This is a genomic window from Paraburkholderia sp. RL17-381-BIF-C, from assembly GCF_046026435.1.
GTDB lineage: Bacteria > Pseudomonadota > Gammaproteobacteria > Burkholderiales > Burkholderiaceae > Paraburkholderia.
The window spans coordinates 58,887-71,160 of sequence record NZ_JARESX010000037.1; the positions used below are offsets into that span (position 1 = coordinate 58,887).

The window sequence follows — 12,274 nt, forward strand, 5'->3', positions numbered from 1 at the left end:
CTTACTTGTGCTTCGCGTTGATCACGGCTTCAGCGACGTTGTTCGGCGTTTCCGCATAGTGCTTGAACTCCATCGTATAAGTCGCGCGGCCTTGCGTCGCGGAGCGCAGCGACGTGGAGTAACCGAACATCTCCGCGAGCGGCACTTCGGCGCGCACCAACTTGCCGCCGCCGCCGGCGATGTCTTCCATGCCTTGCACCATGCCGCGACGGCTCGACAGATCGCCCATTACGTTGCCCATGAAGTCTTCCGGCGTTTCCACTTCAACGGCCATCATCGGTTCGAGCAGCACGGGCTTGGCCTTGCGCATCGCTTCCTTGAAGGCCATCGAGCCGGCCATGCGGAACGCGTTTTCGTTCGAGTCCACGTCGTGGTACGAACCGAAGGTCAGCGTCACCTTCACGTCGACCACCGGATAGCCTGCCAGCACGCCGGCCTTCAGCGTTTCCTGAATGCCCTTGTCCACGGCCGGAATGAATTCGCGCGGAATCACGCCGCCCTTGATGGCGTCGACGAATTCGTAGCCCTTGCCTTGCGCCGCCGGCTCCAACGTAATCACCGCGTGGCCGTATTGACCGCGGCCGCCCGACTGTTTGACGAACTTGCCTTCGACATCTTCGGCTTTGTTGCGCACCGTCTCGCGATACGCGACCTGCGGCTTGCCGACGGTGGCCTCCACGCCGAATTCGCGCTTCATCCGATCGACCAGAATTTCCAGGTGCAACTCACCCATGCCCGAGATGATCGTCTGGCCGGATTCTTCGTCTGTCTGCACGCGGAACGACGGGTCTTCCTGAGCAAGACGGTTCAGCGCGATGCCCATCTTTTCCTGGTCGACCTTGGTCTTCGGCTCGACGGCCTGCGAGATCACCGGCTCCGGGAAGATCATCTTTTCGAGGATGATCACGTTGTTCGGATCGCACAGCGTGTCGCCCGTGGTCGCTTCCTTCAGGCCGACGGCCGCGGCGATGTCGCCCGCGTAGACTTCCTTGATTTCCTTGCGCTCGTTGGCGTGCATCTGCAGGATCCGGCCCAGGCGTTCCTTCTTTTCCTTGATCGCGTTGTAGACCGTGTCGCCCGAATTCACCACGCCCGAATAGACGCGGAAGAAAATCAGCTGGCCGACGAACGGGTCGGTCATGATCTTGAAGGCGAGCGCCGAGAACGGATCGGTGTCGTTCGGATGACGCTCGATCTCGTTGTCATGTTCGTCGTGCCCAGTGATCGCGGGCACGTCCACCGGCGAGGGCAGATAGTCGATCACCGCGTCGAGCATGGCCTGCACGCCCTTGTTCTTGAACGCGCTGCCGCACAGCATCGGCACGATTTCATTGGCGATGGTGCGCGCGCGAATGGCCTGCTTGATTTCCTCTTCGGTCAGCGTTTCGCCGCCGAGGTATTTGTCGAGCAGTTCCTCATTCGCTTCGGCCGCGGCCTCGACCATCTTGTCGTGCCATTCCTTCGCGGTCGCCGCGAGTTCCGGCGGGATATCGCGATACTCGAACTTGATGCCCTGGTTTTCTTCGTCCCAGAAGATCGCCTTCATCTTGACCAGATCGACCACGCCCTGGAAGTGTTCTTCCGCGCCGATCGGAATCTGGATGGGCACCGCGACGCCCTTCAGGCGGTCGCCGATCTGCCGCTGCACGCGGAAGAAGTCCGCGCCCACGCGGTCCATCTTGTTGACGAACGCGATGCGCGGCACCTTGTACTTGTTCGCCTGACGCCACACGGTTTCCGACTGCGGCTGCACGCCGCCGACAGAGTCGTACACCATGCACGCGCCGTCGAGCACGCGCATGGAGCGCTCCACTTCGATCGTGAAGTCGACGTGTCCCGGGGTGTCGATGATGTTGATCCGGTGTTCCGGATAGTTGCCGGCCATGCCCTTCCAGAAAGCGGTGGTGGCCGCCGACGTGATGGTGATGCCGCGCTCCTGCTCCTGTTCCATCCAGTCCATCGTTGCCGCACCGTCGTGAACCTCGCCGATCTTGTGGGTCACGCCGGTGTAGAACAGGATGCGTTCAGTGGTGGTGGTTTTGCCGGCATCGATGTGAGCGCTGATGCCGATATTCCGGTAGCGCTCGATGGGAGTCTTGCGGGGCACGTGAACCTCCTTGGAATGGCGCGCCTGAAACGCTTGCCCGGCAGCAGTCTGTGCTGTCCGGGGAGCCTTGGATGCTGCTTTACTAAGATTACTAGGATAGCGCGTCGGCCCGTCTTTTGCAGGAATCTCGCCGGTCGGGCGCGAACGCCCGCTGGCAAGGCTTCGGGCCGCCTGATCCCGGCGCGGCGGTGCGGCGCGAGACGGGCAGACGGCGCGATATGGCAACGCCCCGATGCCGCGGCGCGGCAACAAAAAAGCCGGCGCCTCATGACAAGGCACCGGCTTCCGGAAAGCGGTATGACGAAACGACAGCGGCAACGCTCGCGAACAATCGCGCGCTGCCGGCGCGTCTTATTGCGCGGCGGGCAGGCCCTGGATTTTCATCCCCGGTTTGATGCCCTTCGATGTGAACCAGCCCTTGCTCATCTCCAACGCATACACGCCGTTGTTCTTCGGGCAGTGATTGTTGGTGGTCTCGGCCTGCATCTCGTCGATGTCGGTAACCGTGCCGTCGGCGCGCATGAACGCGATCGACAGCGGGATCAACGTGTTCTTCATCCAGAAGCAGTGCACGGCGTTTTCGTTGAAGACGAACAGCATGCCTTCGTTCGGCGCGAGGCTCGTGCGATACATGAGGCCTTGCTCGCGGTCAGCGTCGTTCGCGGCGACAGCAGCGTCGATCACGAACATGCCCGCGGTCAGCTTCGCGCGGGGAAATTCGCTCGGCTGTTTCGCGCCGGCCGGCATTTGCTGCGCGTGAGCAGGCGCGGCAGTGGTCGCAACCAATGTGAGCGAGGCGGACAACGCGGCGAGCGGCAGTGCAACGGCAACAGCGAAACGCGCAATCAACGAGCGCATGGGAAATCGCACGGCATGACTCCTTGCTGGAAATTAACCCGCGAATGTTACGCGAGCGCGTCAAAAACAAAAAGGCAGATCGCCTTGCGGTGATCTGCCTTTCAACGCCGTAAGAACGGCAATGAAGCTAGTTCTTGACTGCGTTTTTACAACAAACTTACTCCGAAGCGCCCGAAGCTGCAGCTGCTGCTGCTGCCTTCTTGTGCGACTTCTTGTGAGCGTGCTTCGTGGTCTTCTTTGCCGACGAAGCTGCTGCTGCCGGAGCTGCCGAAGCTGCTGCCGGTGCCGAAGCTTGTGCGAATGCTGCCGTTGCGAAGAGACCAGCGACCAGAGCGGCGATCAGTTTGTTCATTTTGTGAATCCTCAGCTTTAGTTAATTAACCAAATGACCCGGTTATATATGGAGTCATGTCGGTAAACGTGCCATCCACCTTTCGGTTGACAGCCGTATCGAACAAATTTTCGACACGTCTGCGTTAGCGCTCAGACTCCCAGCACTTACCGCAAGAGCGGCTTGCACAAAGGCCCTTAAGGCTGAATGCCGGATAGCTTCGGGCGGCATCTGCGTCGAATAACGCCTGAGCTCGCTCACCGGTTGACGCAAATTTCGTGGAAAACTTATATGCCGATGGATTGATTCAAATCACGTGCGGCAGCGTTGCCGCATTCGCGATTGTTTCACGCTTTTTTTGATGGTTTCACGCGTTATTTTGTTTGCGGATACAACGAGTTAGCGGTTTCAAGCCGAAGGTGAAGCGCAGCGTGAAACGAGAGTGTGGCGCATTGTCGAGCAGCATCCGGCCATGCGCGTGCGCATGATCACGCCATGCCTTCCCATGGCGCCTTCAGCGGCAATTCGACGCTTTCGCCCGGTTGCAGTCCCAGCGAAAACACGTCGAGCGCGCCAATGCCCACGCGCACGAGGCGCAAGGTCGGAAACCCCACGGCGGCGGTCATGCGACGCACCTGGCGATTCTTGCCTTCGGTGATCGACAGTTCGATCCATGTGGTCGGTATCGCGGCGCGATAACGAATCGGCGGCGTGCGTGCCCAGAGCGTGTCAGTCGGCTCCACGTATTCGGCACGACAGGGCCGCGTGACGTAATCGCCGAGATCGACGCCGCGTGCGAGCTTCTTGAGCGTGGCGGCATCGACCGCGCCTTCCACTTGCGCCCAATAACGTTTGACGAGTTTGTGACGCGGTTCCGCGATGCGCGCTTGCAAAGCGCCGTCGTCGGTGAGAAGCAGCAGACCTTCGCTATCGGAGTCGAGCCGGCCCGCCGGATAGACGTTGGGCACCTTGACCCAGTCGGCCAGCGACGCGCGCGTTTCGTGCGGCGAAAACTGACAAATCGTGCCGAACGGTTTGTTCAGGGCGAGAAGGCGCATAGTGATGAAATAAGAGGTACGAGACGCCGGGGCGGCGGGCGAGGCCGCTGCGCCTCGAGCGGTGCCGGACCGATAGTAAATGGCGGGATAATAAAGCATAATGCCCCGTGACACGGTCCTTGTCTTATATAAGACATAAGACTCGCAGCTCGCCGGCCCGCGTTCGTGCATGTTGGAAAACCCCGAGCCGTTGCGGGCTCGGCGCGGCGGTTGCGTGGGCTAGAATAGCGGCCAGGCCGCTTGCCGGCGTGCGGCATTGCGCGTAGCGAGGAGCGCCCCGTTTTCGCAGTCTCCCATCAGCTTTCAGCACAGCCTTCACTGGAGTCCGATCATGTCGTATCAGCACATCAAGGTTCCGACCGGTGGTGACAAGATCACCGTCAATCCCGATTTCTCGCTCAACGTGTCGGACCAGCCGATCATTCCGTACATTGAAGGCGACGGTACCGGCCTCGACATCACGCCGGTCATGCTCAAAGTCGTGGACGCCGCGGTGGAAAAAGCCTACGCGGGCAAGCGAAAGATCCACTGGATGGAAATCTACGCCGGCGAGAAGTCGACCAAGGTGTACGGTCCGGACGTGTGGCTTCCCGAAGAGACACTGCAGGTGCTCAAGGAATACGTCGTTTCGATCAAGGGCCCACTCACCACGCCGGTGGGCGGTGGCATCCGCTCGCTGAACGTCGCGCTGCGCCAGGAACTGGACCTGTACGTGTGCTTGCGGCCGGTGCAGTATTTCAAGGGCGTGCCTTCGCCGGTGCGTGAGCCGGAGAAGACCAACATGGTGATCTTCCGCGAGAACTCGGAAGACATCTACGCGGGTATCGAGTGGCCGGCTGAATCCGAACAGGCGAAGAAGGTCATCAAGTTCCTGCGCGAAGAAATGGGCGTGAAGAAGATCCGCTTCCCGGAAACGTCGGGGATCGGCATCAAGCCGGTGTCGCGTGAAGGTACGGAGCGTCTGGTGCGCAAGGCGATCCAGTACGCGATCGATAACGATCGCCGCTCGGTCACGCTGGTGCACAAGGGCAACATCATGAAGTTCACCGAAGGCGCGTTCCGCGACTACGGTTATGCGCTGGCGCAAAAAGAGTTTGCAGCGGAACTGATCGACGGCGGCCCGTGGATGAAGATCAAGAATCCGAAGACGGGTGGCGACATCGTTCTGAAGGACGTGATCGCCGACGCGTTCCTGCAGCAGATCCTGCTGCGTCCGGCTGAGTACGACGTGATAGCCACGCTGAACCTGAATGGCGACTATGTGTCGGATGCGCTGGCCGCGCAGGTCGGCGGTATCGGTATCGCGCCTGGGGCGAACATGTCCGATTCGGTCGCGATGTTCGAAGCCACGCACGGCACCGCGCCGAAATACGCCGGCAAGGACTACGTGAACCCAGGCTCGGAAATTCTCTCGGCGGAAATGATGCTGCGCCATCTCGGCTGGACCGAGGCGGCGGATCTGATCATCAAGTCGATGGAAAAATCGATTCTGCAAAAACGCGTCACATACGACTTCGCGCGCTTGATGGAAGGCGCCACGCAGGTGTCGTGTTCCGGCTTTGGTCAGGTGCTGATCGAGAATCTGTAAGCGGTTCGCGTTAGCCTGACCCGGTTCTAACTTCCAACCCCGGCGCCGCAAGGCGGCCGGGGTTGTTTGTTTTTGGCTCGCGCAGGGTTGCGCGCGTGAGCGTTTGCGATGCCGCATTGGTCCGGCGCGAGGCGCCTCAGTCGACAGCAGACCGAACGATTACCCGATATATGGGACGTGCGTGCGCCGAGCTCAACCCGAGGACAACCAGCCCAGTCAGAATGCGACGCTCAAAAAAAGAAACCCGGCACGAAGCCGGGTTTCAAAGGACGGGAATCGACCAGATTCAGGCAGGTGCCTGGATGTTCGATGCCTGTTTGCCTTTCGGGCCTTGCACGACCTCGAAGGTTACCTTTTGGCCTTCCTTGAGGGTCTTGAACCCATTCATCTGGATGGCCGAGAAGTGTGCAAACAGATCCTCGCCGCCTTCGTCAGGCGTGATGAATCCGAAACCTTTTGCGTCATTGAACCATTTGACCGTACCAGTTGCCATTCCAACTTCCCCTGTAACTCATGTCACTACCACGAGCCCTCGAAAAGCTCGACGACCGCGCGATGCAGCCGCTCCCTCCTCACAAGCTCACCATCGGCATTTTTTCGAAATTATGGCTTGGTGAAAAAAGTGCCAGCTTGATTGTTGAGGCTCTTTATTCGGGTGTCAAGAAAATTTTGAGATGCCGTTGCCGCGTTGCAAACAGGCACTTTCCAGGGTTTTTCCCGCTTTCGTTATGTGCGGTTGCGCAAGCGGGCTGTCTTGAAAAGTCGCATAATCGACTCACATGCTGTTCAGCGGGTTGCCCCGGTGCCGACGAGGCCGGGCGAGCTCTCAGCCAGCTACGGCAGGTTGTGCGATACTCGATCCGACTGCGGCGCAGCACGGCCGCAAGCATCACAGGATAGGGGCCGGCTCCGCAATCGGCTCGTCGATTTAACGCACGCTCGAGGGGGGAATCACCCATCAGGCGGTCGCGAACGGGCTCACGGCCAGTCGGCCGGGTTTTGACAGGATTGCGGGCCTGTCCTAGTTGTTTAGAATGGGTGTATGGCGATTATCCCGGACAAGCAGGACGGCACCGTACTGGAGCGGCAGGAGAAAAAGCTCAAGCCGCCATCCATGTACAAGGTGGTGCTGCTGAATGACGACTTCACGCCAATGGAATTTGTCGTGATGATCGTGCAGGAATACTTCAATAAAGATCGTGAAACCGCAACACAGGTTATGTTGAAGGTGCATCGCGAAGGCAGGGGAGTTTGTGGGGTCTATACGCGGGACATCGCGTCGACCAAAGTCGAGCAAGTCGTTACCCACGCACGGCAGGCCGGGCATCCGCTGCAGTGTGTGATGGAGGAAGCATGATTGCCCAGGAACTGGAAGTCAGCCTGCACATGGCGTTCATGGAAGCACGCCAGGCGCGGCACGAGTTCATAACGGTCGAACATCTTTTGCTGGCACTGTTGGACAATCCGACAGCGGCTGAGGTGTTGCGTGCATGCGCGGCCAATATCGAGGATCTGCGCCAGAACCTGCGCAACTTCATTCATGACAACACGCCGACCGTGCCTGGCACGGACGACGTCGACACGCAGCCCACGCTGGGTTTCCAGCGTGTGATCCAGCGCGCGATCATGCATGTTCAGTCCACCTCGAATGGCAAGAAGGAAGTGACCGGCGCGAACGTGCTGGTCGCGATCTTCGGCGAGAAGGATTCGCACGCGGTCTACTACCTGCAGCAGCAGGGCGTGACGCGTCTGGACGTGGTCAATTTCATCTCGCACGGCATCGCCAAGACGAGCAGCACGGACGCCGCGAAAGCGAGCGACGCGAATGCCGAGTCCGACGAAGCCGCCGCGCAGAAGGAAACCCCGCTCGCGCAGTTCACGCAGAATCTGAACCAGATGGCGAAAGACGGCCGCATCGATCCGCTGATCGGACGCGAGTCGGAAGTCGAGCGTGTGGTCCAGGTGCTGTGCCGCCGCCGCAAGAACAATCCGCTGCTGGTGGGTGAGGCGGGCGTCGGCAAGACCGCGATCGCCGAGGGCCTCGCGTGGCGAATTACGCGCGGCGAAGTGCCGGACATTCTGGCGGATGCGCAGGTGTATTCGCTCGACATGGGCGCGCTGCTCGCCGGCACCAAGTATCGCGGCGACTTCGAACAGCGCCTGAAGACGGTCCTCAAGGAATTGAAGGAACGTCCGCACGCCATTCTGTTCATCGACGAAATTCATACGCTGATCGGCGCAGGCGCTGCGTCGGGCGGCACGCTGGACGCGTCGAACCTGCTGAAGCCGGCGTTGTCGTCGGGCACGCTGAAGTGCATCGGCGCGACCACGTTCACGGAATATCGCGGCATCTTCGAAAAAGACGCGGCTTTGTCGCGCCGTTTCCAGAAGGTCGACGTGACCGAGCCGACCGTCGAACAGACGGTGGCGATCCTGCGTGGCCTGAAGTCGCGTTTCGAAGAGCACCACGGCGTGAAGTATTCGTCGGGTGCGCTGTCGGCGGCGGCTGAGTTGTCGGCACGCTTCATCACGGATCGTCATCTGCCGGACAAGGCGATCGACGTGATCGACGAAGCGGGCGCAGCGCAACGCATCCTGCCGAAGTCGAAGCAGAAGAAAACCATCGGCAAGAACGAGATCGAGGAAATCATCTCGAAGATCGCCCGTGTCCCGCCGCAAAGCGTGTCGCAAGACGATCGCAGCAAGCTGCAAACGCTGGATCGCGATCTGAAGAGCGTGGTGTTCGGGCAAGATCCGGCCATCGACGCGCTGTCGGCTGCGATCAAGATGGCGCGTGCGGGTCTCGGCAAGCTGGACAAGCCGATCGGTGCGTTCCTGTTCTCCGGCCCCACCGGCGTTGGCAAGACGGAAGTGGCGAAGCAGCTGGCGTTCACGCTGGGCATTGAGCTGATCCGCTTCGACATGTCCGAATATATGGAACGTCATGCGGTCAGCCGGTTGATCGGCGCGCCGCCGGGCTATGTCGGTTTTGACCAGGGTGGTCTGCTGACCGAGGCTGTCACGAAGAAGCCGCATTGCGTGCTGCTGCTCGACGAAATCGAGAAGGCGCATCCGGACATCTACAACGTGCTGCTGCAGGTCATGGACCACGGCACGCTGACGGACAACAACGGCCGCAAGGCGGATTTCCGCAACGTCATCATCATCATGACGACAAATGCGGGTGCCGAGGCGATGGGCAAGTCGGTGATCGGCTTCACGAATCGTCGGGAAACCGGCGACGAAATGGTCGATATCAAGCGCATGTTCACGCCTGAGTTCCGTAACCGTCTGGATGCGGTGATCAGCTTCCGCTCGCTCGATGAAGAAATCATCATGCGCGTGGTCGACAAGTTCCTGATGCAACTGGAAGATCAGTTGCACGAGAAGAAGGTCGACGCGCTCTTCACCGACGCGCTGCGCAAGCATCTCGCCAAGCACGGTTTCGACCCGCTCATGGGCGCGCGGCCAATGCAGCGTCTGATCCAGGACACGATTCGTCGTGCGCTGGCCGACGAACTGCTGTTCGGCAAGCTGATGAACGGCGGTCGCGTGACGGTCGACGTGGATGCGGAAGACAAGGTGCAGTTGACCTTCGACGAACATCCGGCGCCGCGCAATCCGAACCCGGAAGCGGTGGAAGTCGAATAGACGCATACGCGGTAGTATTAAAAAACGGCGTGGACCTCAGGTCCACGCCGTTTTTTTTTGGGCGGATGCTATTGATCGAAACTAACTGGACTGTTCATGTAGGCGTTCAGTTTGTCTCGTGCCCACGCCTCGGGGTTGCCGATTGCCGAGACGATGCCGGTTGTTGCGCCACCGCCCAGCAGGACGGTGAAGATGCCGCGCAGCGGAAAGTCGCCGTACATCGGATTCGAAATGTCGAACGGTTCGGAGCGCAGGAACATATCCTTGGCGGTAACGCCCATGGATTGCTGGAACACCGATGGGAATGTCAACGCCAGAATGGTCGGGTGTACGTTCCGGTAGTCGGAGCCGATTGCCGGATCGCCGAGCAGGCAACTGCCGCCGGTTCCCCAGTGTTGGGAGTCGAAATCTGCCGCGACCGGGTCGGTCGTGTTCGGAATGCGGCTCGCGGGAATCTGCCACGGCATGACCGGCACTTTGAGTGCGCGGCTAACCGTCTTGCAGAAATCGAAATAGCGTTGCCATTCGCGAGGGCCATAGCAATAGCCGTTCACGTACGCGCGTTGTGTGAAATCGTCCGCTTCGTAGCGGTCGATCGCGAGGAAGTCGGGAGCGTACGGCCCGTCGTACACGCCGAGGCTGGCGACATAGTCGGCCGTCTGCTGTGCCATTTGCGACGTTATGTCGGTATCCTCATAAATCCACTCCGAGTAGCCGACGCCCCAGAGATTGATCTGCCAGCCGAAAGTCACGCTTGGCGCCACTGTGCGCGTCAGCCAGTTCACAGCGAGGACGTAGCCGGCTATGTCTTCGGTGATATTGCCGGGAATCTCCAGTGAGAGCGACCAATGGTCGAGCGCGGTTTGCGGCGGCCCGCGCACCGGCATCGAGTAGGTCGGGCCGAAGTTGGCCTGCTCGCACGCACCGAGAAAGTCCGGGTTCACGATGAAGCCTGCCGGAACCGGGTGCTCGTCGTCGATCGACTCGGTGGCGATGTTCAGCGCCAGGATGTAGTTCGCGAAACTGTGCGCGTGAGCGTCGGCGTTCGCGAGGATCCCCGGCGTGTTGCCGAGCGACAGGTTGCAGGTGTACGACACCATCACCGGCAGCATGGGCTGAATGCTATCCAGTTGCGCTTCGACGTTGCGGGCGAGGGTGATCGTCGTGCGCGTTTGGACGTCGTCGGCCAGGTAGACGTTCGAGTCGCCGGCGCCGTCTGTGCCGGCGTAATCGAAAAGCGATGTCGCGCGCGCCGCGGCAAAGTCCGCCAGATTGCTCGGCTGCAAATCGGCGCAACCGCCGAAGCACAGGTACGCTGGGAAACCACGCACGCGGAGGTTCGCGGATGCATCGACGCTCACGTCGAGTTCAACTTTGCCGCCACCGCTCACGGCTAATTGCGCTGGCGCGTTGACGGCATACACGATGCCCGCCGACAGGAAGTCGCTGGTCTCCACCGTGTAGTGGCCCGACTGCACGAGCGCCGAGAAAGCGGTCTGCTGCGACTTGACGGTGACCGTCTGCAGATAATTCATATGGCTGCCGATCAGGCGTAAGTCGATCTCACGATCGAGTGTCTGTTCGGCCGTGATCTTGATCGCTACCTTGACGTATCCCGACGTGTTGACGGGCTTGCTCGTCACCATGGAATCGTTGATGCTCACCTTCTGCAGTGCGTTCGTCAGCGTGATATCCGGCACCTTGAACGAGTAGTTGACATCGTTCAGCGCGACGTTCTGTAGCGAAACACGCGCGGTGCCCGAGGGCGGCAACTTGCGCAGCGACGTCACGCTGTTGGTCTTTGCATCGAATGCGGCGAGCGTGTTGCCGGTCTTACTGTCGATCAGCGTGACGCTGAGCGTTTCGCTCGACAGACCGGTGAGCGAACCGATCGAAATATCGAGTGCGCAATAGCGTTCGACCGGCCCGAAGGTCGCTTCGATCGTCGAGGTATTGCCGGCTGAGACTTCAAGCGAGGTAGGATCGATGACAAGCGGCGCGACGACAGTCTCATCGTCAGTAGAGACGCTGTCACCGCTCACCGAATAGACGCCTTGTTGCAGACTCGCAGTGACGCTCTCGCCATAGCTTAGTGGCAAGGTGGAGACCATGCTGCCCTGGGCGAGCGTGAGAACGGGCGTCACGCTCGCGAGAGCCTGGTCCGGCGCCGTTGCGCACGCGGCGGACACCGTGCCGAAGATTGTCGGCGCCTGATCGGCCGCGAACACGAATGAATCGAGCCAGGTGTGCGGATCGGCAACAAGATTGCCGTTGATACCAATAGTGATCTGATCGGGCGGCTGCATCGTATATGGCGTCGTGAACGCCATCTTCACAGTCACATTGAAGTCGCTGTCGCCGACTTGCGACGCTTCCACGGTAGTCGCGCCGACCACCCAATTGATGAACTGAGGCTGGATGGCCGTGGCGTCCAGGTTGGCCGGCGAATGGAAGTTGAATGCAAGGTACTGGTTGACGCTGACTGCGCTGCCATCTTCATAGCGCAGGTTGGAGACGATGATCGTGCCATACCAGTCATTGGCACCCGGGCCGACGATTGCATCATATTCGATCTTCATACTGGCTCCATTCAGGTTTATCCGGCGAGCACTGATTGATCGCCGGGGTGGGCGAAGAAAGAGCTGTCCGGAAGAGTAACTATCCGCACCACGCTGACTATG

At 60.1% G+C, this 12,274-nt stretch carries 9 protein-coding genes; 3 read left to right on the plus strand and 6 right to left on the minus strand.

The features are described from left to right. Position 1: 1 nt before the first annotated feature. The 4 genes from fusA to P0D70_RS22320 form a co-directional block, all read right to left on the minus strand. A complete protein-coding gene (gene fusA, locus P0D70_RS22305) occupies positions 2–2,107 on the minus strand; it encodes an elongation factor G (protein ID WP_091799660.1) in 2,106 nt (701 codons plus the stop codon). Between the two features lie 351 nt (positions 2,108–2,458). Beyond that, positions 2,459–2,977 carry a DUF192 domain-containing protein gene (locus P0D70_RS22310; protein ID WP_091799663.1) on the minus strand — a complete coding sequence of 173 codons (519 nt, stop codon included), beginning with the start codon at positions 2,975–2,977 and terminating at the stop codon, positions 2,459–2,461. Between the two features lie 145 nt (positions 2,978–3,122). Further along, a complete protein-coding gene (locus P0D70_RS22315; RefSeq protein ID WP_011489640.1) occupies positions 3,123–3,317 on the minus strand; it encodes a hypothetical protein in 195 nt (64 codons plus the stop codon). Between the two features lie 467 nt (positions 3,318–3,784). Beyond that, positions 3,785–4,354: a pseudouridine synthase gene (locus P0D70_RS22320; RefSeq protein ID WP_408186072.1), complete on the minus strand. Its 570-nt coding sequence runs from the start codon at positions 4,352–4,354 to the stop codon at positions 3,785–3,787. 331 nt (positions 4,355–4,685) lie between these two features. Between P0D70_RS22320 and icd the strand changes: the two genes are divergently transcribed. Then, the gene (icd, locus tag P0D70_RS22325) at positions 4,686–5,942 is read left to right on the plus strand and encodes an NADP-dependent isocitrate dehydrogenase (RefSeq protein ID WP_091799670.1); all 1,257 of its coding nucleotides are present in this window, start codon (positions 4,686–4,688) and stop codon (positions 5,940–5,942) included. Positions 5,943–6,228: 286 nt separating this feature from the next. Here icd and P0D70_RS22330 read toward each other — a convergent pair whose 3' ends face one another. Beyond that, positions 6,229–6,435 carry a cold-shock protein gene (locus P0D70_RS22330; RefSeq protein ID WP_007180614.1) on the minus strand — a complete coding sequence of 69 codons (207 nt, stop codon included), beginning with the start codon at positions 6,433–6,435 and terminating at the stop codon, positions 6,229–6,231. 549 nt (positions 6,436–6,984) lie between these two features. Between P0D70_RS22330 and clpS the strand changes: the two genes are divergently transcribed. Both clpS and clpA read left to right on the plus strand, forming a co-directional pair. Continuing rightward, complete coding sequence (gene clpS, locus P0D70_RS22335) at positions 6,985–7,299, plus strand: ATP-dependent Clp protease adapter ClpS (RefSeq protein WP_006050100.1); 315 nt, start codon at positions 6,985–6,987, stop codon at positions 7,297–7,299. Beyond that, entirely contained in the window at positions 7,296–9,593 is a 2,298-nt protein-coding gene (clpA, locus tag P0D70_RS22340; protein ID WP_011489636.1) for an ATP-dependent Clp protease ATP-binding subunit ClpA, read from the plus strand. Before clpS ends, clpA begins: the two co-directional genes overlap by 4 nt. 68 nt (positions 9,594–9,661) lie before the next feature. Here the strand turns inward: clpA and P0D70_RS22345 are convergent, their stop codons facing one another. Beyond that, the gene (locus P0D70_RS22345) at positions 9,662–12,172 is read right to left on the minus strand and encodes a hypothetical protein (protein ID WP_408186073.1); all 2,511 of its coding nucleotides are present in this window, start codon (positions 12,170–12,172) and stop codon (positions 9,662–9,664) included. Positions 12,173–12,274 lie beyond the last annotated feature (102 nt).

What these genes read in the sequence shown, in the direction of transcription:
- P0D70_RS22315 (WP_011489640.1), bottom strand. Translation starts at nt 3,317, where the DNA reads ATGAACAAACTGATCGCCGCTCTGGTCGCTGGTCTCTTCGCAACGGCA.
- P0D70_RS22320 (WP_408186072.1), bottom strand. Translation starts at nt 4,354, where the DNA reads ATGCGCCTTCTCGCCCTGAACAAACCGTTCGGCACGATTTGTCAGTTT.
- icd (WP_091799670.1), top strand. Translation starts at nt 4,686, where the DNA reads ATGTCGTATCAGCACATCAAGGTTCCGACCGGTGGTGACAAGATCACC.
- P0D70_RS22330 (WP_007180614.1), bottom strand. Translation starts at nt 6,435, where the DNA reads ATGGCAACTGGTACGGTCAAATGGTTCAATGACGCAAAAGGTTTCGGA.
- clpS (WP_006050100.1), top strand. Translation starts at nt 6,985, where the DNA reads ATGGCGATTATCCCGGACAAGCAGGACGGCACCGTACTGGAGCGGCAG.
- clpA (WP_011489636.1), top strand. Translation starts at nt 7,296, where the DNA reads ATGATTGCCCAGGAACTGGAAGTCAGCCTGCACATGGCGTTCATGGAA.
- P0D70_RS22345 (WP_408186073.1), bottom strand. Translation starts at nt 12,172, where the DNA reads ATGAAGATCGAATATGATGCAATCGTCGGCCCGGGTGCCAATGACTGG.